Here is a 21,559-nt window from a genome sequence, read left to right as displayed (position 1 = left end):
CCGCGTTAGGCTCCCGGGATGCTCGGTCGGGTGCTCGCGGCGATCCTCACCGTGGCCGTCGCGGTCGGCCTGCTCGTCATCGCCTGGCCGCAGCTGTTCGGCCTCGCGCAGACCCCTGTGATCGCCCAGATCGTCTCGCTGCGCGGGATCGCGGTGTGCGTCGCACTGCTCGTGCTCGTGCTGCTGCTGCTCGCGACCGTCATGTCGCCGCGCGCGCGACGGTTCGCCGGCGTGATCGCGGTCGTCGTGCTCGCCTTCGGCGGCGTGCAGCTCGCGGTGCTGGCCACCCGCGGAGCCGCGACCGCGGCGCTGCCGGACGCGGCATCCGGCGACATCACGGTGCTCAGCTGGAACACCCTCGGCGACTCCCCCGGCACCGAGGCGATCGCGAAGCTCGCCGAGGCGCAGCACGCCGACGTCATCGTGCTGGCCGAGACGAGCCTCGCCACCGCGCAGGCCGTCGCGCAGCAGCTCGGCGCGGCGGGCATGCCGATGCAGGTGCTGCACGTCAGCTACGACCAGGTCTCCAAGGCCCGCACGACCGACCTGCTCATCAGCACCCGGCTCGGTGACTACCGCGACGCATCCGGCTTGCACACGACCGACACCCTGCCCACCGTCTATGCCCTGCCGGTCGACGGCTCCGGGCCGACCTTCATCGCGACGCACGTCGTGTCGCCCGTGCCCGGCGAGATGGCCGGATGGCGCCAGGGCCTGCGCTGGGACGCCGACCACTGCGTCGGCGACACCATCGCCGCCGGCGACTTCAACTCGACCCTCGACCACTGGTCGGGGCTCGGCGCGAACGGCGGCGACCTCGGCGCGTGCCACGACGCCGCGAAGGCGACCGGCTCGGCCGCGGTCGGCAGCTGGCCGACGAAGCTGCCGACCCTGCTCGGCGCGCCCATCGACCACGTGCTCGCGACGCCGCAGTGGACGATCGCCGGATTCCGGGTGATCGACACCGAGGACGGCGCGGGCAGCGACCACCGGCCGGTCGTCGCGCGCCTCACCCCTGCCGGCTGACGCCCGAGATCGCGACGCCCGAACCCGGCGCTCAGCGGAGGTACGCGTCGACGAACATCGGCCCCCGGATGTCGCGCAGCGCGTCGAGGATCCGCGGATACAGCCGCCGGGTCACCCCGCTCGCGACGATGTCGTGCGCCCCGAGCGGCAGGAGCCGTCCGGTGCGCACCCGCACGACCTCCCATCCGGCCGACCGCAGGGCGCGGTCCTTGCGGCGGTCGGCCTCCTCGCGCGGCCCGACATGCTCCAGCCCGTGCCGCCCGGTCGAGTCGTACTCGATCGCGACCCGCAGGTCGGGCAGCAGGATGTCGGGCCACGCCTCGAGGTGGTCGAAGAATGCACGCGCGAGGCGCACGGCGTTCGGCGCCGGGTCGAACTCGATCAGCTCCGTGAGCCCGAGACGCAGCTCCGCCTCCACCGCCGACGCGGGAACGGGAGCGCACTCGCTCACGAACGCCTCCCCCGGTGGCAGGTCGGGCGTGCGATCGCACAGCCGCGGCCCGCGCGCCGGGCGGCGGGTCGCCGGCGGGCGCCATCCGGCCGGCCGCGGCGCCCTGAGCACGGCCCCGGTCGCGCACTCGGGGCACCAGGTCGAGCGCCGCCGCTCGCGCCCGGGCCGCCCGCGCTGCTCCCGCGGCGTCGCCGCGAACACGTGGCCGACGTCGCACTGCCAGAGCACCAGCACCTCGGCCACCGGCGGGATCTGGCTGAGCGCGATCCCGGCGTTGAGGTCCGGGTGGTACTGCCGCTGCAGCACCGGATAGCGTGCCCACTCGTCGCGGTAGCGCCCCACCTCGTAGGGCACGGCGTCGCCGGTGACGCGCTGGCGCCGCGACCACCATGCCTGCAGCGACTCGGACACGCGCCAACGCTACGTCCGGCATCCGACACGCCTCGCACCTTCTCGATTCGTGCCGTCCGGTCGGTCGTAGCTGCGGAAGCGACCGGACCGCACGAATCGCGGGCGGGTGGCGACGAGCGTGCGGTGCGACACTGGTCTGATGGCAGACGCGACCTCCAACCGCTCGACGACGCCCGTGTCGGACACGTTCCGCGACTACATCTCGTCGCAGTGGGCCGAGCGCACCGAGCCGACGCCGGCGCCGCGCGCGGCCGCCCCGTACGCGGCCGAGCGTCGTCGGCGGGTCTCGGCGCTGCATCCGGGTGAGCGCCTCATCGTGCCGGCCGGGCCCGCCGCGGTGCGCTCGAACGACACCGAGTACCTGTACCGCGCGCACTCCGCGTTCTCGCATCTCACCGGGTGGGGCTCCGATGCGGTGGCGGGGAGCGTGCTCGTCCTCGAGCCGACCGGCGACGGCCACGACGCGACGCTCTACTTCCGCCCGACGGCCGGGCGCGACTCCGACGAGTTCTACGCGAACCCCGCGATCGGCGAGTTCTGGACGGGTCCCCGCCCCTCCCTCGCCCACGTCGCCGCGGACCTCGGCATCGCCACCCGCGACCTCGCCGAGCTCGATGCCGTGCTCGACGCGGTCGACGCTTCCACGCTCATCGTGCGCGAGGCCGACCGCGAGCTGACCGACCGCGTCGACGGGCGTCGTCTGCTGGATGCCGACCCGTCCGCCGCCGACGTCGACGAGGGCGGCGACGACCAGCTCGCCCGCGACCTGAGCGAGCTGCGGCTGGTCAAGGACCCGTGGGAGGTCGAGCAGCTGCGGGGAGCCGTCGCGGCGACGAAGCAGGGCTTCGACGACGTCATCGCCGAGCGTGACGCGATCCGTGCGCACCACCGCGGCGAGCGCCTCGTCGAGGGCACCTTCAACCGCCGCGCCCGCGCCGAGGGCAACGCGACTGGCTATGAGACGATCGCCGCCAGCGGGCCGCACGCGTGCATCCTGCACTGGACCCGCAACGACGGCGCGGTGCGCGACGGCGACCTCATCCTGATCGACGCCGGCGTCGAGCTCGACAGCCTCTACACCGCCGACATCACGCGCACCCTGCCCGTGAACGGCCGCTTCACCGACGTGCAGCGCCGGGTGTACGAGGCCGTGCGGGAGGCCGCCGACGCGGCGTTCGCGATCGTGCGGCCCGGCATCCGCTTCCGCGAGATCCACGCGACGGCGATGCAGGTCATCGCGGCGAAGACCGCGGAGTGGGGCTTCCTTCCCGGCAGCGCCGAGGAGTCGCTCGAGGAGGGCGCGCAGTACCACCGGCGGTACATGGTGCACGGCACATCGCATCACCTCGGCCTCGACGTGCACGACTGCGCCGCCGCCCGCCGCGAGCTCTACCTGGACGGCGTGCTCGAGCCCGGCATGGTGTTCACGATCGAGCCGGGCCTGTACTTCCAGCCCGACGACCTGACCGTGCCCGAGGAGTACCGCGGCGTCGGCGTGCGGATCGAGGACAACATCCTCGTCACGGCCGACGGCGCCGAGAATCTGTCCATCGGCATCCCGCGTACGGCCGACGACGTCGAGGCCTGGCTCGCCTGATCCAGCCCGCGAGCGGCGCTACTCGGCCCGCTTGCGCGCGCGCTCGCGCGCGTTCTTCAGCTGCTCGCGCTCCCGCTTGCGGGCCTCGCGGAGCGCCTTCTCGGCCTCCCGGCGCGCCTTGACGGCCTCCTTGACCTTGGGATCGCGGCTCGCCGCCTGGTCCGCCGGATCCGGCCGGTGCGGCGCGGCGGCCTCGATCGCGCGTCCCTGCAGCACCGCCTCCACTCCGTCGAGCACGCGGGCGCGGCCGAAACTGAACGGGTCGGGATCGTCGTCCTGGTCGGAGAAGGCGCCCGCCGCGAACGCAGCGTGCACGTGCGGGAACTGCTCCGGCGTCACCAGCTGGGCCATGAGCGCCGCGTCGCGTGACTCGACCTCGCCCGATCCGTCGTAGCCGCGGCTCACGATCCCCTCGAAACGGCCCTGGGCCAGCAGGGCGAGCACGACCGACAGCTTCGCGTTCGGGTGGAGTGGCACGCCGTCGAGGATCGCCAGCGCTGTGTCGAGCCAGGCCAGGTTGTTCGGCGTCACGCCGACGCCCGTGATCGGGATGTCGAGCAGCCACGGGTGCTCGACGTACAGCCCCGCCATCGCCCGGGTCCACGCCTCGAGCCCGGCGCGCCAGTCCCCCGCGTCGGCGCGGTCGTCGGCGCCGGCCAGGTCGTCCGGCGGTACGCCGATCCCGCGCTCCTGCATGAGCAGCACGAGGTCGTCCTTGGCCGACACGTAGCGGTACAGGGACATGGGCGTGAAGCCGAGCCGGGTGGCGACGGCGTTCATCGACACGGCCGCGAGCCCGCCCTCGTCGGCGAGCTCGATCGCGGCGTCGACGATGCGTTCGATGCTCAGCTCGCGCTTGGGTCCGCGGGTGGGATGCGCGGCGACGCCCCAGGCGAGCGCGACGGCGCGTGGCAGATCGCCGTCGGCCTCGACGTCCTCGGTCATGTCGTCCATCCTGCTTGACACCCCTCTGCGTATGGTCTACACAATAACGTATAGGGCATAAACAGTTTACGTCGTATCGGAAAGGAACACCATGACCAGCACCGCCCCTGCCGTCGCCCTGCGCGGCGTGCGCAAGGCGTTCGGCAAGACCGTCGTGCTCGACGGACTCGATCTCGCCGTCGACCGCGGCACGATCGTCGCCCTCCTCGGGCCCAACGGCGCCGGCAAGACCACGACCGTCAACATCCTGAGCACCCTCGTCGCCCCCGACGCCGGCACCGCCACCGTCAACGGCTTCGATGTCGCGCGGCAGCCCGAGCAGGTCAAGGCGAGCATCAGCGTCACCGGCCAGTCGGCCGCCGTCGACGAGGTGCTCTCCGGCGAGGAGAACCTCCGGATGATGGGCCGGCTCTCCGGGCTCACCGCGCACCAGGCGCGGCGCCGGGCCGCCGAGCTGCTCGACCGCTTCGACCTGCGAGCCGCCGGCCGCAAGCGGGTCAAGACGTGGTCGGGCGGCATGCGCCGCAAGCTCGACATCGCGATCAGCCTGCTGCGCACCCCGCCCGTCATCTTCCTCGACGAGCCGACCACCGGCCTCGACACCCGCAGCCGTCAGGACCTGTGGGCCATGATCCGCCGGCTCGCCGACGACGGCACGACCGTCGTGCTCACGACGCAGTACCTCGAGGAGGCCGACGTGCTCGCCGATCGGGTCGCCGTCATCGACCACGGCCGCGTCGTGGCCGAGGGCACGCCGGCCGAGCTCAAGGCGCGGGTGGGCGGCGAGGTGCTGGCCCTGCACGACGCCGACGGGGCCGTCGTGCGCGAGGTGCCGACCGACGGCACCCTCACCGGCCTGCGCCGCGCCCTCGCGCTCGTCGGCGACGACGCGCTCGACGGGGTGAGCCTGCGCGCGCCCAGCCTCGACGACGTCTTCCTCGCCGTCACCGGCTCACCGGCCGCGGCATCCACCCACGACCAGAGCACCGAGAACCAGAAGGAGATCGCATGACCGCCACCCTGCCCATCACCACGGGCCTCGCCGCCACCTCTCCGCGAGTGCGGCAGCGCCCCTCACCGAGGAGGCCGTCTTCATCCGCCGCAGCATCATCCACTCGCTGCGCACGCCCGACCAGCTGATCATGGCGATCGTGCTGCCCACGATCCTCATGCTGCTGTTCACCTACGTGTTCGGCGGTGCGATCCAGTCCGATGGCGGCTACGTCGACTACGTCGTGCCGGGCATCATCCTGCTCTGCGCCGGGTATGGCGCGGCGTCGACCGCCGTCGATGTGGCGAACGACATGACCGCGGGGATCATCGACCGGTTCCGCACCATGCCGATGCGGGCATCCGCCGTGATCACGGGACACGTCGTGGCCAGCCTGCTGCGCAACCTCGTCGCGACCGCCGTCGTCATCGGTGTCGGCATCGCGGTCGGGTTCCGCCCCGAGGCGAGCCTCGGCGGCTGGATCGGCGTCGCCGGTCTCGTCGCGCTCTACATCCTCGTGATCACGTTCCTGTTCGCCGCGATCGGCCTCGCCGCCTCGAGCCCCGACTCCGCGAACGGGTACGGGTTCATCCTGATGTTCCTTCCGTACGTGTCGAGTGCGTTCGTGCCGGTCGACACGATGCCGACCTGGCTGCGCTGGATCGCCGAGCACCAGCCGCTCACGCCCATCATCGAGACGATCCGCGGCCTGCTGCTCGGGACCGGCATCCACGGCACCGACAGCTGGTGGGCGCTGGGCTGGTGCGCGCTCATCCTGGCGGCCGGCGTCGTGTGGTCGGGATGGCTCTTCCGCCGCAAGGCGGGCCGCCGCTAGCCCCGCGCCCCCTAGCCGAAAACGCCCAGTGCCACTCCGTTGCACTGGGCGTTTTTGGCTGGTGGACGAGCTACTCGGCGGGCTGGCGGGCGAGCGCGGCCTGGGCGGCGGCCAGCTGACCGTCGGTCACGATCACCTGGTAGTTCGCGGCCAGCATCTGCCGCGTCGAGTCGAAGTCACGGCTGCGCCGGGAGAAGCCGTACGCCCCGATCCGGAACAGCAGGCCGGCCGCCGCGCCGATGAGGATCGCCGCGATGAAGAGCTCCCAGTTCACGCCGCCGGTGCTCGTCGGGAACAGCGTGAACAGCAGCCCGATGAAGAGGCCGAACCAGGCACCGCTCAGTGCACCCTCCAGCGCGGCACGGCTCCACGAGAGCTTGCGCGTCACCCGCTCGACGGTCTTCAGGTCGTTGCCGACGATCGAGACGTTGGCGACGGCGAAGTCCGCCTTGGCGAGACGGTCCACGACGGACTGCGCCTCCGGATAGGTGTCGTAGGTGCCCAGGATGTCGCCGCGCGGCACGCGCTGGAGATCGGCTGCACGGGCGAGAGGGTCGGTCATGCGGGCATCATCCCACGAGAGGCCGCGAGTAGGGTTTCAGCGTGAGCGCCACCAGGGTCTTCGTCGCCCGGTTGGCCGGCTGCAGCGTCTTCGACCCGGCCGGTGACCGGGTCGGCCGCGTGCGCGACGTGCTGGTGGTCTACCGCCGCGGCAAGTCGCCGACCGTCGTGGGGCTCATCGTCGAGATCCCCGGCAAGCGCACCGTCTTCGTGGGGATCGGCCGGGTCACGAGCATCGGCGCGGGCCAGGTCATCACGACCGGCCTCATCAATCTGCGCCGCTTCGTCCAGCGCGGCGGCGAGGTGCGCGTGATCGCCGAGCTCCTGGGTCGCCGTGTCGTCGTGCGGGACGGCTCCGGCGACGCCACGATCGAGGACGTCGCGATCGAGGAGACCGCGCCCGGCGAGTGGGACGTCACCGACCTGTTCCTGCGCCGCCCGAAGACGGGCGCGTTCGGCCGCGGGTCGACCGTCTTCGCGGCCTGGGATGCCGTGCGCGAGAAGACGGAGAAGGGCGAGCCGCAGTCCGCCGAGCAGCTCATCGCCACGTACTCCGATCTGCTGCCCGCCGACCTCGCCTCGACCCTGCTCGAGCTGCCGGAGGGCCGGCGCGCCGAGGTGGCGGCCGAGCTGCCGGACGCCCGGCTCGCCGACGCCCTCGAGGAGATGGACGAGGACGACCAGATCGACCTCATCGGCACCCTGCCCAACGAGCGTGCCGCCGACGTGCTCGACGCCATGCAGCCGGATGACGCGGCCGACCTCATCGCGCAGCTGCCCGAGAAGCAGGGCGAGGCCCTTCTCGACCTCATGGAGCCCGAGGAGGCGGAGGACGTGCGCTTCCTGCTGACCTACGCGCCCGACACGGCGGGCGGACTCATGACGACCGAGCCGATCATCGTGTCGGCCGATGCGACCGTCGCCGAGGGGCTCGCGCTCATCCGGCGTCACGAGCTCGCCCCGGCCCTCGGCGCCGCGGTCTGCGTGACCCTGCCGCCGTACGAGCCGCCGACTGGACGCTTCCTCGGCATGGTGCACTTCCAGCGGATGCTGCGCTACCCGCCGAACGAGCGCCTCGGCACCCTGCTCGACACGAGCCTCGAGCCGGTGCGCGCCGACACGAGCGCGGCCGAGGTGTCGCGCATCCTCGCCAGCTACAACCTGGTCTCGCTCCCCGTCGTGGATGAGAACCATCGACTCGTCGGGGTGGTGACCATTGACGACGTCCTCGACTATCTGCTCCCCGATGATTGGCGAAGTACCGAGAACCGGCGCGGCCCGGTGAGCACCTCGACCGCAGCGATCCCGATCCCACGAAGGAGGACGTCTCATGGCACGCGCCGCTAGCGACTTCGACGCCCCCAAGGGCCTGCGCTCGTCCTTCGTGCCGTTCCGGGCGACCGGCACCGACCGATTCGGCCGGTTCTCCGAGGCGTTCGCCCGCGCGATGGGCACGAGCGCGTTCCTCATCGCGATGACGGTCATCGTCGTCGTCTGGCTGGTGTGGAACACCGCCCTCCCGGCGACCTGGCAGTTCGACTCGCACCTGCACAACTTCACGCTGCTGACGCTGATCCTGTCGCTGCAGGCCTCGTACGCCGCGCCCCTCATCCTGTTGGCACAGAACCGGCAGGACGACCGGGATCGGGTGCAGATCGAGCAGGACCGTCAGCGCGCCGAGCGCAACCTCGCCGACACCGAATACCTGGCCAGGGAGGTCGTGTCGCTGCGGCTCGCGATGCAGGATGTGGCGACGAAGGACTTCATCCGCGCCGAGCTGCGCTCGCTGCTCGAGGAGCTCGACCGGCAGCCCGAGGAGCCGGCCGCCAAGAAGGTGCGCCCGTGACCGATGCCCGCGTCTGATCCGCTCTGGTCCGCGCTCGCGCGGGTGCAGGACCCCGAGATCCGCCGCCCGATCACGGAACTCGACATGGTGCGGGATGCCGTGGTCGACGAGGGCGTCGCCCGCATCGACCTGCGGCTGACGATCGTGGGATGTCCCGCGGCCGACCGCATCGAGCGCGATGTGCGGGCGGCGGCATCCGGTGTCGACGGCGTCACCGCGGTCGACCTCACGATCGGGGTCATGACCCCGGTCGAGCGGGAGGCGCTCGTGACGAGGCTGCGCGGCGTCCGGCCGCAGCAGTTCGGTCCCGACACGCTGACGAAGATCTTCGCGATCACGAGCGGCAAGGGCGGCGTCGGCAAGTCGACGCTCACCGCCAACCTCGCGGTCGCGCTGGCGGCGCCCGCTCCCGGCGGTCCGGGGCTGCGGGTGGGTCTCGTGGATGCCGACGTCTTCGGGTTCTCGATCCCCGGCATCCTGGGGGTCACCGGCGCGGTCCCGACGCGGGTCGGTGACATGATCCTGCCGCCCATCGCGCACGGGGTGAAGGTCATCTCGATCGGGATGTTCGTGGAGCCCTCGACCGCCGTCTCCTGGCGCGGGCCGCTCCTGCACCGCACGCTGCAGCAGTTCCTCACCGACGTGTGGTTCGGCGACCTCGACGTGCTGCTGCTCGATCTGCCGCCCGGCACCGGCGACATCGCGATCTCGCTCGGGCAGCTGCTGCCGCACGCGGAGGTCGTGGTGGTGACGACGCCGCAGCCCGCGGCCGCCGAGGTCGCCGAGCGCAGCGGCCTCGTCGCGCGGCAGACCGGGCAGACCGTGATCGGCGTGGTCGAGAACATGTCGGGCGGGGTGTTCGGGTCGGGCGGCGGCGAACGGCTGGCCGAGCGCCTCGGCGTGCCGATGCTCGCGACCGTGCCGCTGAGCGGCGCGCTGCGCGAGGACGGGGATGCCGGCTCCCCCGCCGTGCTGGCCCACCCGTCCGACCCGGCATCACTGGCGATCGCGCAGCTGGCCGCCTCTCTCGCGACCCGCGCCCGCGGCCTCGCCGGCCGCCCCCTCCCCTTCCGCCCGCGCTGACGGACGCCGCGCGGTCGATCCGACGCACATGCCCTATCGCGCGCGGCGCAGACCGGGCATGTGCGTCAGATCGATGGTTCGACGAGGCGCGCGAGCAGCTCGATGAGCAGGCGCTCGGCGACGGGGACCGGGACCGCTTCGATCAGAGCCAGGAGCGGGGCCTGACGATCCGGGAGGCCCGCGCCCCCGCCCAGACCGAGACCCGCGAGAATTACCGCCGCCGTCGCGCTGTCGAGCGGCGCGTCGAGCAGCGGCAGGGTTCCGAGCAGCGGCGCGGGGTCGAATGGCGCCTCCCCACGCACGGCGTCGGCACCCGCCTCGAGCGCCGGCACCAGCTCGGACAGTCCGCGCTCGGTGACCGGGGTGATCGTGAGGTGCGTCGTCGGCGGCAGCCGCACCCCGTCGTCCTGGGTCAGCCCGGGCTGCAGCTGCAGCACCCAGCCCGAGCCGCGCACGGCGTCCGCCCAGTGGTGGGGGTCGACCCGGCGGTCGACGGGCACGGTCTCGTCGGTCGCGACGGCGAGCAGCGGTCCGGTGGGCTCACCCAGGACCCGCAGCCCCTCGATCCCGTCGACCGTCGCGCGCAGGGTCTCGGTGGAGCGGCGGCACGAATCGGCGAGCTCCGCGAACCCGTCGGCACCCAGCGCGTGGATGATCGCCCAGGCGGCGGCGAGCGGTCCGGCCGACTTCGACCCGAGCACCGTCGGGTTGACGACCGGATACCCCGGCCAGCGCGTCGTCGCGAAGTACTGCGCGCGCTGCCGGTCGCGTCCGCGCTGCAGCAGCACCGAGACGCCCTTGGGCGCGTAGCCGAACTTGTGCAGGTCGGCGCTCACGCTGCTCACCCCGGGCACCGCGAAGTCCCAGTCCGGCAGACCGGCGCCGTCGGGCCGGCGCCAGAACGGCAGCACGAGCCCGCCGATGCACGCGTCGACATGCAGCGCGACGCCGCGGTCCGCGCACGCGGCGGCGACCTCTTCGACCGGGTCGAGCGCCGCGACCGGATACGACGGCGCCGACACCACCACGAGCGCGACGTCGTCGCCCAGCCGCGCAGCGATGGCATCCGGCGACACCCGTCCGTCGCGGTCGACCGGCACCGGGTCGAGCGTCAGGTCGAGGTAGTGCGCGGCCTTCTGAAACGCGGCGTGCACGGTCGTGGGCGCGATCAGGCGCGGGCGTCCGGCATCCGGATGCCCCGCCCGCCACACGTCGCGCGCCGTCTTGACCGCGAGCAGGCAGCTCTCGGTCCCGCCCGTGGTGACCGACCCGACGACGTCGTCGTCTCCGTGCAGCAGCCCGCGCACGAAGCCGACGACCTCGCGCTCGAGCGCGGCGACGGAGGTGAACGTCGTCGGGTCGAGCCCGTTGACCGGCTGCATCTCGCGGATGGCGGCCGCGGCGAGGTCGTCGAGCGCGTCGTCGCCGGGGTCGTAGACGTAGCTGAGCACCCGGCCGCCGTGGGTGGGCGCGTCCGCGGCGCGCAGCGCGCGGAGCCGGTCGAGGATCTCGCCGGGCTCCTCGACGAATCCGAGGCTCACGCGAGCGGACCCGTCTCGAGCGGGGTGCCGTCGACCGCCCCCGCGGCCTCGGCATCGGGCAAGTCGGAGTCGGCGTCGGGCGCGTCGGAGTCGGCTTCGACGTCCGCCCGTCGCAGCGGGTAGCGCGCGAGGGTGAGCAGGCTCAGCGCCACGATCACGGCGGGCACGATGCTGAAGCTCAGCACGATGCCGAGCACGGCGGTGCCCGACTGGGTGGTGTGCTCGCCGGCCACCGACGCCTGGTAGCCGGTGACGGCGAGCACGATGGTGAGCACGGTCGTGCCGAGCGCGAGTCCCGCGGTCTCGCCCGCCGTCCACACCCCGCCGAACGTGCCGGCGCGGTTCTCGCCGTGCCGCCGCGCATCATGGCCGATGACGTCGGGCAGCATCGCGAGCGGCAGGGTCTGCAGTCCCGCGTAGGCGGCGCCCGCGACGGCGACCGACGCGTAGAGCCACGCGCCCGGCGCGAACGCCAGCACGACGAGGGAGAGGGCGGCGAGCCCGAAGAGCGCCGACGCGAACGCGAAGGCGCGTTCCTTGCCCGTGCGCCGTGCGATCACGCCCCAGAGCGGCGCGCACACCAGCGCAGGGGCGATGAGTGCGACGAACAGCAGGTCGACGGCGTTCTCGTCGTGGAGCACCCAGCGTGCGACGTACTGCGCGCCGGCCAGCATCATCCCGGTCGCGAGCGCCTGCAGCACGAACGTGCCGAGCAGGGCGCGGAACGGCGCACTGCGACGCAGCGCCCGCCAGCCTCGCCGGTAGGTCTCGGCCACCGAGGCGCGCGCCTCCTCGAACGGCTCGCCCTTCCCGGCAGCGGTCATCGACACGATGAGCCCGGCGAAGAGCACGACCGCCGCGACGACGCCCATGAGCAGGTAGCCGAGGTGCTCGTCGTCGCCGCCGAGCGAGCGCAGGGCCGGCCCGCCCGCGCCGAACAGCAGGATCGCGAAGGTCAGCACGACCACGCGCGCCGACAGCAGCCGGGTGCGGGCGTCGTAGCCGGATGCCAGCTCGGCCGGCAGCGCGATGTACGGCACCTGGAACAGGCTGAACGCGGTCGCCGCGAGCACGAACGCCACGAACACCCACACGCCCGACAGCAGCGGCGACAGGCCCGCCGGCACCGCGAACGTGATCACGAAGAACAGCGGCAGCAGGATCGCGCCGAGCAGCATGAAGCGCCGCCGCGATCCGGTGCGGGCGAGGCTCCGATCACTTTGGGCGCCGATGAACGGGTCGATGATGACGTCCCACACCTTCGCGAGCGTCACGAGCAGCCCGGCCGCGATGGCGGCGACCCCGAGGGTGTCGGTGAGGAAGTAGACGAGCACGAGCCCGGGCAGCGTCGAGAAGCCGCCGGTGCCGATCGAGCCCACGGCGTAGCGGACGAGGGTGCCGGTGCCGAGAACGCTGGGGGCGGCCGTGACGGGCGGTGGCTGCGCTGCCATGCCGTCACCGTATCCGAAGAACTAGGCTCGCCCCCATGTCCGGATCGATGCTGCAACGGGCCGAGACCGACGCGCTCACGGCGGGGCTCACCGCGACCTCCGGGCGCACGGCGAGCGTCATCGCCCCGTTCACGGGCGATGTGCTGCACGAGCTGCCGCTCTCGAGCGCGCAGGACGTGCAGGACGCCGCGGCCGCCGCCCGCGTCGCGCAGGCCTCGTGGTGGGCGGCCGGCTGGCGGCACCGCCGGGCCGTGCTGCTGCGCGCGCACGACCTGCTGCTGGAGCGGCGCGAGCTGCTGCTCGACGCCGTGCAGACCGAGACCGGCAAGACCCGCGGGCAGGCGTTCGAGGAGGTCTTCAACTCGGCGGGCGCGACGCGCTACAACGCGCTGGCCGCGCGCCGGGTGCTCGCGGGCGGTGCGCGCCGAGCCGGCATCCCGCTCGTGCTGCGCACCCGCGTGCACTATCGGCCGAAGGGCATCGTCGGCGTCATCACGCCGTGGAACTACCCGCTGAGCCTCGCCGTCATGGACATCGCGCCGGCCCTCGCCGCCGGCAACGGCATCGTGCAGAAGGCCGACAACCAGGGCGCGCTGTCGATCCTCGCGGCGCGCCGCTGCTTCACCGACGCGGGCCTGCCGGAGGCCCTGTGGGCCGTCGTCGCGGGTGACGGCGACGAGATCGGCAACGCCGTCGTCGACGCGGGCGACTACGTGAGCTTCACCGGGTCGACCGCCACCGGCGCGCGGGTCGCGCAGCGCGCGGCGGGCCGGCTGATCCCCGCCTCGATGGAACTCGGCGGCAAGAACCCGCTCATCGTGCTCGACGACGTCGACCCCGCGAAGGCGGCCGCGGATGCGGCGTACGCGTGCTTCTCCGCGGCCGGGCAGTTGTGCGTGTCGATGGAGCGCGTCTTCGTGCTGCGCGGCGTCGCCGACCGGTTCATCCCCGCCTTCGCCGAGCGCGTCGCGTCGCTGCGGCTCGGCTCCGACCTCGCGTACACGACCGACGTCGGCTCGCTCGCCACGAAGGCGCAGCTCGAGCGCGTCCTGGCGCACCTCGACGACGCCGTCGCTCACGGCGCGACGGTGCTCGCCGGCGGCCACGCCCGCCCCGAGCTCGGGCCGTACTTCGTCGAACCGACCGTGCTCACCGACGTCACGAGCGAGATGCAGTGCTTCGCCCACGAGACCTTCGGCCCGCTCGTCGCCGTGACCGTCGTCGAGGGCGAGGATGCCGCGATCGCCGCCGCGAACGACTCCGAGTTCGGCCTGAACGCGTCGGTGTTCGCCGGATCCCGCGCACGCGGCCTGCGCGTCGCGGCTCGGCTGAAGGCAGGCAGCGTGAACGTCAACGAGGGCTACCGCGCCACCTTCTCGAGCGTCGACGCGCCGATGGGCGGCGTGAAGCGCTCGGGGCTCGGACGCCGCAACGGGCCCGAGGGGCTGCTGCGCTACGCCGAGTCGACCACCATCGCGAGCGCGACGGGACTGCTGCAGCTGCCGCGCACGGCATCCGAGTTCCGGCGTCTCGCCCCCGCGATGCTGCTCCTGCTGCGCACGCTCAAGGCCGTCCGGCGCCGGTAGAGCCGAGCACCGTCAGTGCGACGCAGGTCGCCTCGACGTAGGTCGCCTCGACGTCAGGTCGCCTCGATGTCGTACGGGGCGGGGAGGGCCTTGTCGGCGGTGCGGCGACGGCGCTCCTTCGCGGGAGTCTCCGCGACCTCCTCCGCGTCGAGCGGCGACGTCACGGCCTTCGCCGCGGCGATCGTCTCGGCCACGGCATCCGAGGTGCCGTCGTCGGTGAGGGCCTCGCGGATGATGCGGCGCGGGTCGTACTGCCGCGGGTCGAGCTTGCGCCAGTCGACCTCGTCGAAGTCCTCGCCCATCTCCTCGCGCATCCGGTCCTTCGCGTTGTCGGCGTAGGAGCGCACCTGCCGCACCAGGTTCGCGAGCTTGCCGGCGTAGGTGGGCAGACGCGTCGGGCCGATCAGGAACACCGCGATGAGCGCGATGATGATCAGCTTGTCGGGCGTCAGTCCGAACGACATGCCCATAGGGTAGCCCCGAGGAGGGCACGGGTGGCCGACAAGGAGCTGAGCTGGCGCTACGCCGAGGACTTCGCGGTGGAGACACCGGCGATCCAGGCGGCTCGACGGCACGCGCTGGAACTCGGCATCGATCCCGTCAGCCCCGGGGTGGGTGCCCAGCTGGCCGTGCTGGCGGCGGCGAGCGGAACGCAGACGATCCTCGAGATCGGCACCGGCACGGGCGTGAGCGGCCTCTGGCTGCTGAGCGGCGCCCCGGATGCCGTGCTCACCTCGATCGATCGCGAGGTCGAGCATCAGCAGCTGGCCCGCGCCGCCTTCGCCGAGGCGGAGGTGCCCGCCAACCGGGTGCGCCTCATCACGGGGCGCGCGGGTGAGGTGCTGCCGCGGATGAACGACGGCGCCTACGACCTGGTGCTCGTCGACGGCGACCCGGCCGACCTGCTCGACCACGTCGAGCACGCCCTGCGGATCGTGCGCCGTGGCGGGCTCGTGCTCGTCGCCCACGCCCTGTGGCGCGGCCGTGTCGCGGACCCCGCGCAGCGCGACGACACCGTCGCCGACTTCCGTGCGCTCCTGCGCACGATCGCCGAGTCGACCGCCGTCACGGCGGCGCTCAGCACCCCCGGCGACGGGCTCCTCCAGCTGGTGAAGACCGCGGAGTAGCCGCGGCTGCTAGGCGCCGGTGCCGACGACTCCCACGAGCGCGTCGCGCAATTCGGCTGCCTCCGCGTCGTTCACCGACACGACGAGGCGTCCGCCTCCCTCGAGAGGAACCCGCACGATGATGAGCCGACCCTCCTTGACAGCCTCCATCGGTCCGTCACCGGTCCTCGGCTTCATGGCCGCCATGCGTGGTCCCCTTTCGCCTGGATCCATTCCATTATCCCGTACGGGGGAACCGACGAGAAATCAGCGACATCCCAGAGTGCGCGATCGGTGCGCGGAGCCCTCTACGGCGGCGTCCAGTCGTAGCCATCGACCCACCAGGCGATGTAGATCCAGCCCGCCTGGCCGGCGATCCCGAGCACCACGAGCGCGACCCGCCAGACCCGGTTGCGCGGCACGGCGAGCGCCCCGAGCCCCGGCGCCATCGGCACCAGGATGCGGAACGTGCTCGACTGCGGGAAGAACACGGCGAGCACGTACAGCCCGTAGCCGACGATCCACAACCGCAGGTCGACGCCGATCCGACGCGCCCACGGCGACAGCAGGGCGACCGCCACGATCGCGATCAGCAGGACGAGACCGATGCAGCCCAGCACGAGCGACGCGGGCGAGGGCACGCCGATCCAGTGCAGCCACCACTCGGCTCCTCGATCCATCCCTGGAACGGCACGAGCTCGTCGTAGTGGCCGAGGTAGAGCACCCGCCACGACAGCTCGGTGTCGGTGTAGGCGGTGGCGTCGCCCGTGACGAGCGCCGCGATGACCGGCCACGCGATCCCGGCCGCGAAGGAGGCGATCCCGGCGACCACGACCGCGAGCCGCTCCCGCCACGGGAAGGGGTCGCGCGCGCGGATGACGAACCGGTGGATGAGGTGGAACAGCAGCAGCGCCGCGAACGCGACCCCGCTCGGGCGGGTGAACGACATCACCACGACGACCGGGATCAGCAGCAGGTAGCGCCGATCCAGCAACAGGATCAGCGCCAGGAACAGGAAGAACAGCTGCATCGACTCGGCGTAGGCGACCTGCAGGATCGGCGACAGCGGCGCCGTGCAGAACAGCACGGTCGCGAACAGGGCCGTCCCGGCCGGCAGCACCCGCCGCATGAGCCGGAAGAACAGCAGCGCCGCCCCGCAGGCGAACGCGACCGACACGATCACGGCGACGACGTTCCACGACTCCCATGACGGCATGAGCACCCGCACGAGCGCCGGGTATGCCGGCAGGAACGCCCAGGCGTTCTGCGCGACGTGGCCGTCGGCGCCGATCGGGAGGGTCGTCGGATACCCCGACACCGCGACGATGTAGTACCAGTGGCCGTCCCAGATGCCGGCGAAGTCGACGTAGTCCGGGTGCGCGCCGGTCCAGGAGTTCTGCTGCTGCGCGGCGGCGAACGCGAGCATGATCGCGGTCGTCACGATCCGGGAGGCCGCGAAGACGACCAGCACCTGGGCCCACCACGGCGCGCCCAGGAACCGCCGCCGCAGCGTGGGGCGCTCGGGCGCGGATGCCGCCGTCACACCCCGGTCAGCCACGCTCGCAGTCCCCGCTCGCAGCGCTCGAGCTGCTCGAGCGGCACGCGCTCGTCGTCGGCGTGCGCGAGCGCGGCGTCGCCCGGCCCGTAGTTGACCGCCGGGATGCCCAGGGCCGAGAAGCGCGCGACGTCCGTCCAGCCGTACTTCGGCCTCGCCTCGCCCCCGACCGCCGCGACGAACGCCTGGGCGAGCGGGGCATCCAGACCCGGACGCGCACCCTCGGCGAGGTCAACGAGCGCCACCTCGGCCTGCGGAGCCGCGGTCGCGACGACGTCGCGCACGTGCTGCTCCGCCTCGGCGCCCGAGCGGCTCGGGGCGAATCGGTAGTTGACCTCGATGACGCACTCGTCCGGGATGACGTTGCCCGCGATGCCGCCACGGATCCGCACGGCGTTCAGCGCCTCGCGGTACACCAGCCCGTCCACCTCGATCTGCTGCGGCTCGTAGGCGGCGAGCGCCGCCAGCACGGGCGCCGCCGCGTGGATCGCGTTCGACCCGGCCCAGGCGCGGGCGGAGTGCGCGCGCACTCCGCGCACGGTGACCTCCGCGCGCAGCGTGCCGTTGCATCCGCCCTCGACGCCCGCGTCGGACGGCTCGCAGAGCACCGCGAAGTCGGCCGCGAGCAGCTCCGGTCGGGTGCGGGCGATGCGACCGAGGCCGTTCAGGGCCGAGTCGACCTCCTCGTGGTCGTACCAGACCCACGTGATGTCGACCATCGGGTCGGTCAGCGCCGCCGCGAGCCGCAGCATCACCGCGTCGCCGCCCTTCATGTCCACGGTGCCACGGCCGACCAGTTCGTCGCCGTCGAGCACCGCCGGCACGTTGCCGTTGATCGGCACCGTGTCGAGGTGACCGGCGATCACCACGCGGCGATCGCGACGAAGCGTTGTGCGGGCGAGCACGGCATCCCCGTCGCGGATCACCTCGAGGTGCGCACGCCCCCGCAGCGCCGCCTCGACCGCGTCGGCGATCCCCGCCTCATCGCCGGAGACCGACGGGATGTCGACGAGCGCGCGGGTGAGCGCAGCCACCGGGGACGAGAGGTCGAGGGCGGCCATCGGGCCATGCTATCGGCGCTCCCCGGTAGCCTGGCGAGCATGACCGCCGCCTGGGGCCACGGCCTCGCCACCGTCGCGTCCGACGGCACCGTGCTCGACACCTGGTACCCGGAGCCGCGCCTCGGCGACGCACCCGACGGCTTCCCCGCCGACCTCGCGGCCGAGACCGGAGCCGACGACCTGCGCGACGTGCGCATCGAGCCCATGACGCTGTCCATCGATCCGGATGCCGCCCCCGCCTCGACCTCCGACACCTACCTGCGCCTGCACCTGCTCTCGCATCGCCTGGTCGCGCCCAACACGATCAACCTCGACGGGATGATGAGCCACCTGCCGATCGTCATCTGGACGAGCCACGGTCCCGTGCTGCCGGCGGTGTTCCGCGCACGGCGCCGGAGGATGCTGCGGGCGGGGGTCGTGGTGCGCGGCTACGACCGGATCCCGTTCATGCTCGACTACGTCGTGCCGGAGCGGGTGCGCATCGCCGACGCGTCGCGCGTGCGGCTGGGTGCGCACCTCGCGCCCGGCACCACGGTCATGCAGGCGGGCTTCGTCAACTTCAATGCGGGCACCCTCGGCACCTCGATGGTCGAGGGGCGCATCTCGGCGGGCGTGGTCGTCGGCGAGGGCTCGGATGTCGGCGGCGGCGCCTCGATCATGGGCACGATGTCCGGCGGCGGCACGCAGCGCGTCGTGATCGGCGAACGCGTCCTGCTCGGCGCCAACTCGGGCGTCGGCATCTCGATCGGCGACGACGGGATCGTGGAGTCGGGTCTCTACGTGACGGCCGGCACCAAGGTCACTCTGCTCGGCGATGGCGCTCCGCGCACGGTCAAGGCGCTCGACCTGAGCGGGGTCCCCGGCCTCCTGTTCCGCCGCAACTCCGCCACCGGCGCCGTGGAGGCCCTCCCCGCACCGGCGCGCCCGTCACGCTCAACCCCACGCTGCACCCGTAGCGCGCGGCCGCGCTGAGCGGCAACGGCGCCCAGCTCCAGCCCCCGCGCGCACCCTTCCGAAATGCAGGATCGCGCCCTGTCGTTCTCGAGCGGGTAGTAGGAGCGCCCTGGCGACGCCCTCCACCACTCCTGCACTTCGGAAGGGGTGCGTGCGTCATCCACCGTTCCGCGGCCACCGGTTCGATGGGAACCGCAGGCGCGGTGGGATGCCGGCATGCTCGAAGTCGACGGTGTACGACGACGCGGCGGCCTCGCCGCGACCTGGGAACTGCTCCGTGCCGGGAGCACATCGCATCGGCTGACGGCCGCAGTGCGGTCCGGGATGATCGTCCGCATTCGACAGGGCTGGTATGGGCTTCCCGACACCGACGGCGGTCTCGAATCGGCGGTCAGAGTCGGCGGCAGGGCCACGTCGATCACGGCCGCTCGATCGCTGGGCGTGGCGGCGATGCCGGACGGTCGCCTCCACGTGCGTGTCAAGGCGCATGCAGCGCGACTTCGTGACCCCTCAGATCGCACTCGCCGACTTCATTCCGACCCGGACGTGTGCGTCCACTGGCGACCGGGCGGATCCGGCACACGGCACGCGATGTCGGCCATCGACGCGCTCGATGACATGACGATGTGCCAGCCTGTCGAGCGTGTGGTCGCTGCGGCGGACAGCGCGATCCGCCTCGGGTTGGTCTCCGAGGCGAGCTGGTTGCGCCGAATCGCCAGACAGCCTCCTCGGCTACGAGAGCTCCTCGCCGACGTGGACAGACGATCGGAGTCCTACCTCGAGTCGATCATGCGCTTCCGCTTGCGGCGGCTCGGATTCTTCCCGGCGCTGCAGGTGACCATTCCCGCGGTGGGCCGCATCGATCTGCGGCTCGGTCGGCTTGTGATCGAGCTGGACGGCTGGGAGCACCATCGCGACCGCGACGCCTTCGAGCGGGATCGCCGCCGCGACGCGGAATGCCTGCGGCAGGGGCTGATCCCCCTGCGATTCACGTCGCGCCAGCTCTTGCGCGATTGGGCCTGGGTGCGCGGGGTGGTCGAGTCGTGCGCGCGCCTGTAGCGGCCTTCCGAAATGCAGGATCGCAGGCGGCCACGGTCAGGCGCCACCGCGGCATTCGCGTTCGGCGACCCGAGCCGATCCTTCATTTCGGTAGGGGCACGGGAGGCTGGCTCCCGGTGGGCAGTACCCGCCGCGAGAGCGGGCGGTGCGCGAGGGCGCGGAGGTCAGCGGGAGGTGGGCCAGGGGCGGGCCGGAGGACCGGTGTACACCTGCTGCGGGCGGCCGATCTTCGTTCCGGGGTCGGTGTTCGCCTCGCGCCACTGGGCGATCCAGCCGGGAAGCCGGCCGATCGCGAACAGCACCGTGAACATCCGGGTCGGAAAACCCATGGCCTTGTAGATGACGCCCGTGTAGAAGTCGATGTTCGGGTAGAGCTTGCGCTCGACGAAGTAGTCGTCGGCGAGCGCCGCCTGCTCGAGCTCCCGCGCGATGTCGAGCAGCGGGTCGCTCACGCCGAGGTCCTTGAGCACCTCGTCGGCGCTCTCCTTGACCACGCGCGCCCGCGGATCGAAGTTCTTGTACACGCGATGCCCGAAGCCCATGAGCTTCACCCCGCGCTCCTTGTTCTTCACGCGCTCGATGAACTTCTGCACGCTCTCGCCCGACCCGCGGATGTCGCCGAGCATGTTGAGCACCGCCTCGTTGGCGCCGCCGTGCAGCGGTCCCGACAGCGCGTGGATGCCGGCCGAGATCGACGCGAAGATGTTCGCCTCCGTCGATCCCACGAGCCGCACCGTCGAGGTCGACGCGTTCTGCTCGTGGTCCTCGTGCAGGATCAGCAGCCGGTCGAGCGCCTGCACGAGCACGGGGTTGACCTCGTAGGGCTCCGCGAAGGTGCCGAAGTTGAGCTTGAGGAAGTTCTCGACGAACGACAGCGAGTTGTCGGGGAACATGAACGCCTGCCCGATCGCCTTCTTGTGCGCGTAGGCGGCGATCACGGGGAGCTTCGCGAGGAGGCGGATCGTCGAGATCTCGACCGCCTCGGGGTCGTGCGGGTCGAGCGAGTCCTCGTAGTACGTCGACAGCGCCGACACGGCGGCCGAGAGCATCGACATCGGGTGCGCGGTGTGCGGCAGCGCGGAGAAGAACTGCTTGAGGTCTTCGTGCAGCAGCGTGTGACGCCGGATCTTCTCGTCGAACTCCGCGAGCTCCGCCGGCGTCGGCAGCTCACCGTAGATCAGCAGCCATGCGACCTCGAGATAGGTCGAGTTCTTCGCGAGATCGGCGATGTCGTACCCGCGGTAGCGCAGGATGCCCGCATCGCCGTCGATGTAGGTGATCGCGCTCCGGGTCGCCGCGGTGTTCACGAACCCGGGGTCGTAGAAGGTCAGACCTGTCTGCCGGGTGAAGCTCGAGCCGTCGGCGGCGCTCCTGCCGTCGACCGCGGGGATGATCGGGAACTCGGCCGCGGTCTCCTCGTGGGAGAACCTGACCGAGCCGGTGTCTCCGGATTCGCTCACGACTACAGCCTAAAGTGCCTCACAGAACACCGTGGCACCC

General features: G+C 72.2%; 21 protein-coding genes and 1 pseudogene. 11 read left to right on the top strand and 11 right to left on the bottom strand.

The features are described 5' to 3' along the window. Nucleotides 1–18 precede the first annotated feature (18 nt). Nucleotides 19–1,026, top strand: coding sequence for an endonuclease/exonuclease/phosphatase family protein (locus tag QQK35_RS15240; RefSeq protein WP_284254919.1), 1,008 nt, complete (start codon nt 19–21; stop codon nt 1,024–1,026). 31 nt (nt 1,027–1,057) lie between these two features. Here QQK35_RS15240 and QQK35_RS15235 read toward each other — a convergent pair whose 3' ends face one another. Further along, nucleotides 1,058–1,888, bottom strand: coding sequence for a zinc-ribbon domain-containing protein (locus tag QQK35_RS15235; protein WP_284254918.1), 831 nt, complete (start codon nt 1,886–1,888; stop codon nt 1,058–1,060). Nucleotides 1,889–2,027: 139 nt separating this feature from the next. On the opposite strand from QQK35_RS15235, the gene QQK35_RS15230 reads away from it, so the two are divergent. Next, a complete protein-coding gene (locus QQK35_RS15230; RefSeq protein ID WP_284254917.1) occupies nt 2,028–3,485 on the top strand; it encodes an aminopeptidase P family protein in 1,458 nt (485 codons plus the stop codon). Nucleotides 3,486–3,503: 18 nt separating this feature from the next. Here QQK35_RS15230 and QQK35_RS15225 read toward each other — a convergent pair whose 3' ends face one another. Further along, nucleotides 3,504–4,430 carry a TetR/AcrR family transcriptional regulator gene (locus QQK35_RS15225; RefSeq protein WP_284254916.1) on the bottom strand — a complete coding sequence of 309 codons (927 nt, stop codon included), beginning with the start codon at nt 4,428–4,430 and terminating at the stop codon, nt 3,504–3,506. 91 nt (nt 4,431–4,521) lie between these two features. Here QQK35_RS15225 and QQK35_RS15220 point away from each other — a divergent pair, with 91 nt between their 5' ends. Together QQK35_RS15220 and QQK35_RS15215 are read left to right on the top strand one after the other, a co-directional pair. Then, the gene (locus QQK35_RS15220) at nt 4,522–5,442 is read left to right on the top strand and encodes an ATP-binding cassette domain-containing protein (RefSeq protein ID WP_284254915.1); all 921 of its coding nucleotides are present in this window, start codon (nt 4,522–4,524) and stop codon (nt 5,440–5,442) included. Between the two features lie 130 nt (nt 5,443–5,572). Next, nucleotides 5,573–6,256 (top strand): ABC transporter permease, encoded by a 684-nt coding sequence (locus QQK35_RS15215; RefSeq protein ID WP_284254914.1) that lies wholly within the window; start codon nt 5,573–5,575, stop codon nt 6,254–6,256. A 70-nt stretch (nt 6,257–6,326) separates the two neighbouring features. Here the strand turns inward: QQK35_RS15215 and QQK35_RS15210 are convergent, their stop codons facing one another. Next, nucleotides 6,327–6,818 carry a YflT domain-containing protein gene (locus tag QQK35_RS15210; protein WP_284254913.1) on the bottom strand — a complete coding sequence of 164 codons (492 nt, stop codon included), beginning with the start codon at nt 6,816–6,818 and terminating at the stop codon, nt 6,327–6,329. A gap of 41 nt (nt 6,819–6,859) precedes the next feature. Here QQK35_RS15210 and QQK35_RS15205 point away from each other — a divergent pair, with 41 nt between their 5' ends. The 3 genes from QQK35_RS15205 to QQK35_RS15195 are packed head-to-tail and all read left to right on the top strand — an operon-like array spanning nt 6,860 to nt 9,746. After that, a complete protein-coding gene (locus QQK35_RS15205) occupies nt 6,860–8,164 on the top strand; it encodes a magnesium transporter MgtE N-terminal domain-containing protein (RefSeq protein ID WP_284254912.1) in 1,305 nt (434 codons plus the stop codon). Further along, nucleotides 8,148–8,663, top strand: a complete 516-nt coding sequence (locus QQK35_RS15200) for a DUF1003 domain-containing protein (protein ID WP_284254911.1) — start codon at nt 8,148–8,150, stop codon at nt 8,661–8,663. The genes QQK35_RS15205 and QQK35_RS15200 overlap by 17 nt, the downstream gene beginning before the upstream one ends. A 3-nt stretch (nt 8,664–8,666) precedes the next feature. Further along, nucleotides 8,667–9,746 (top strand): P-loop NTPase, encoded by a 1,080-nt coding sequence (locus QQK35_RS15195; protein ID WP_284254910.1) that lies wholly within the window; start codon nt 8,667–8,669, stop codon nt 9,744–9,746. Nucleotides 9,747–9,811: 65 nt separating this feature from the next. Here the strand turns inward: QQK35_RS15195 and QQK35_RS15190 are convergent, their stop codons facing one another. Beyond that, nucleotides 9,812–11,287, bottom strand: a complete 1,476-nt coding sequence (locus tag QQK35_RS15190; RefSeq protein ID WP_284254908.1) for a pyridoxal phosphate-dependent decarboxylase family protein — start codon at nt 11,285–11,287, stop codon at nt 9,812–9,814. Then, entirely contained in the window at nt 11,284–12,738 is a 1,455-nt protein-coding gene (locus QQK35_RS15185) for an MFS transporter (RefSeq protein WP_284254907.1), read from the bottom strand. The genes QQK35_RS15190 and QQK35_RS15185 overlap by 4 nt, the downstream gene beginning before the upstream one ends. A gap of 35 nt (nt 12,739–12,773) precedes the next feature. Between QQK35_RS15185 and QQK35_RS15180 the strand changes: the two genes are divergently transcribed. After that, nucleotides 12,774–14,324, top strand: a complete 1,551-nt coding sequence (locus tag QQK35_RS15180) for a succinic semialdehyde dehydrogenase (RefSeq protein WP_284254906.1) — start codon at nt 12,774–12,776, stop codon at nt 14,322–14,324. Between the two features lie 53 nt (nt 14,325–14,377). Here the strand turns inward: QQK35_RS15180 and QQK35_RS15175 are convergent, their stop codons facing one another. Next, nucleotides 14,378–14,788, bottom strand: coding sequence for a twin-arginine translocase TatA/TatE family subunit (locus QQK35_RS15175; RefSeq protein ID WP_284254905.1), 411 nt, complete (start codon nt 14,786–14,788; stop codon nt 14,378–14,380). Nucleotides 14,789–14,818: 30 nt separating this feature from the next. Between QQK35_RS15175 and QQK35_RS15170 the strand changes: the two genes are divergently transcribed. Beyond that, nucleotides 14,819–15,451 carry an O-methyltransferase gene (locus QQK35_RS15170; protein ID WP_284254904.1) on the top strand — a complete coding sequence of 211 codons (633 nt, stop codon included), beginning with the start codon at nt 14,819–14,821 and terminating at the stop codon, nt 15,449–15,451. A 9-nt stretch (nt 15,452–15,460) separates the two neighbouring features. Here the strand turns inward: QQK35_RS15170 and QQK35_RS15165 are convergent, their stop codons facing one another. The 4 genes from QQK35_RS15165 to dapE all read right to left on the bottom strand — a co-directional run bounded on the left by QQK35_RS15165 (nt 15,461) and on the right by dapE (nt 18,046). Then, nucleotides 15,461–15,637, bottom strand: coding sequence for a DUF3117 domain-containing protein (locus QQK35_RS15165; protein WP_284254903.1), 177 nt, complete (start codon nt 15,635–15,637; stop codon nt 15,461–15,463). A gap of 101 nt (nt 15,638–15,738) precedes the next feature. After that, nucleotides 15,739–16,050 (bottom strand): hypothetical protein, encoded by a 312-nt coding sequence (locus tag QQK35_RS15160; RefSeq protein ID WP_284254902.1) that lies wholly within the window; start codon nt 16,048–16,050, stop codon nt 15,739–15,741. Continuing rightward, nucleotides 16,020–16,988: a hypothetical protein gene (locus tag QQK35_RS15155; protein WP_284254901.1), complete on the bottom strand. Its 969-nt coding sequence runs from the start codon at nt 16,986–16,988 to the stop codon at nt 16,020–16,022. The genes QQK35_RS15160 and QQK35_RS15155 overlap by 31 nt, the downstream gene beginning before the upstream one ends. Beyond that, the gene (gene dapE / locus QQK35_RS15150) at nt 16,970–18,046 is read right to left on the bottom strand and encodes a succinyl-diaminopimelate desuccinylase (RefSeq protein WP_284254900.1); all 1,077 of its coding nucleotides are present in this window, start codon (nt 18,044–18,046) and stop codon (nt 16,970–16,972) included. Before dapE ends, QQK35_RS15155 begins: the two co-directional genes overlap by 19 nt. Before the next feature lie 6 nt (nt 18,047–18,052). Between dapE and QQK35_RS15145 the strand changes: the two are divergent. Both QQK35_RS15145 and QQK35_RS15140 read left to right on the top strand, forming a co-directional pair. Further along, nucleotides 18,053–19,002: pseudogene (locus QQK35_RS15145) on the top strand (DapH/DapD/GlmU-related protein). Between the two features lie 214 nt (nt 19,003–19,216). After that, entirely contained in the window at nt 19,217–20,059 is an 843-nt protein-coding gene (locus tag QQK35_RS15140; RefSeq protein WP_284254899.1) for an endonuclease domain-containing protein, read from the top strand. Nucleotides 20,060–20,223: 164 nt separating this feature from the next. Here the strand turns inward: QQK35_RS15140 and QQK35_RS15135 are convergent, their stop codons facing one another. Further along, a complete protein-coding gene (locus tag QQK35_RS15135; RefSeq protein ID WP_284254898.1) occupies nt 20,224–21,519 on the bottom strand; it encodes a citrate synthase in 1,296 nt (431 codons plus the stop codon). Between the last annotated feature and the right edge of the window lie 40 nt (nt 21,520–21,559).

Source organism: Pseudolysinimonas kribbensis (assembly GCF_030161895.1).
Classification (GTDB): Bacteria; Actinomycetota; Actinomycetes; order Actinomycetales; family Microbacteriaceae; genus Pseudolysinimonas; species Pseudolysinimonas kribbensis.
Note: the sequence above shows the minus strand (reverse complement) of the source record. Positions and strands in the feature narration are given on the sequence as shown.